Below are 960 nucleotides of genomic sequence, written 5' to 3'. Positions count from 1 at the left end.
GACCCAGGTCGATCCCGATCGCGGAGTCGACCGGCGGCAACGCCTCGTCTGCGGTGGTCTGCACGACGAACGAGGCGAAATACCGTCCGGCCGCGTCCTTGATGATCGTCACGCTGGAGGGATCTGAGGGCAGGACCCTCGACCAGCGGACCGGCAGATCGCCGATCTTCGGCAGCCGCAGACGGCCGTTGTCGAGAACCTTGAACCGGGAGTTCTTCGTGAACCGGATCGCCTGCCGGTAGTCCTTGCGAGACCGATACCGGGGTGAGGCGACCTTACGGCCCTGACGATTGCCCGAGATCGAGGCGAAGAAGTTGCGGTAGGCGGTGTTCAGGTCGGCGAGGGCCTGCTGCAACACCACCGCCGACACCTCACCCAGCCAACTCCGGCTTTCGGTGATCTTGGCCGCCGTGATGACTCGCTTCGACAGTTCGCCGTCGCAGATGTACTTCTCGCCCGCTTCGCGAGCCTGTTGACGTAGACGCAGTCCGTCGTTGAAAACGACGCGGGCACACCCGAACGCCTGTGCCAGCGCGGTGCGCTGGACGGCGTCCGGGGTGACCCGGAAGTTGTAACGCAGCTGCATGACCATCACCGTACCTTGTTGGTCTATGGCCGAAATTCAAGGAATCCGCACTGGCAGGCACTGTGTTTTCGCGATGCATGTCCACTTGGTTTTCGTGACGAAGTTCCGGCAAGGTGTTCGCCGACCGGCACCTGACCCGGATGGAGCAGATCATGCGGGACGTGTGCGCCGACTTCGAGGCCGAACTGGTCGAGTTCAACGGCGAGAACAACCACGTCCACCTACTGGTCAACTTCGCGCCCAAGGTCGCCGTGGCCCGCCTGGTCAACAGCCTCAAGGGCGTCTCCTCGCGCCGCCTGCGGCAGGAGTTTCCCGACCTGGTGCGCCACTACTACCGAGCCAGCAAACTCTGGTCCGGCTCATACTTCGCCGGG

Annotated in this window: 1 protein-coding gene and 1 pseudogene; one reads left to right on the top strand and one right to left on the bottom strand. The window is 63.5% G+C overall.

What is annotated here, in order from left to right:
* A partial coding sequence (locus Acy02nite_RS45640) for an RNA-guided endonuclease InsQ/TnpB family protein (protein WP_203756406.1) occupies window positions 1-586 on the bottom strand: 586 nt, incomplete at its 3' end.
* 25 nt (window positions 587-611) lie between these two features.
* Here Acy02nite_RS45640 and tnpA point away from each other — a divergent pair.
* Window positions 612-960: pseudogene (tnpA, locus tag Acy02nite_RS45635) on the top strand (IS200/IS605 family transposase); the annotation flags it as partial.

Origin of the sequence: Actinoplanes cyaneus, from assembly GCF_016862095.1 — a bacterium.
Lineage (GTDB): Bacteria > Actinomycetota > Actinomycetes > Mycobacteriales > Micromonosporaceae > Actinoplanes > Actinoplanes cyaneus.
Note: the sequence above shows the minus strand (reverse complement) of the source record. Positions and strands in the feature narration are given on the sequence as shown.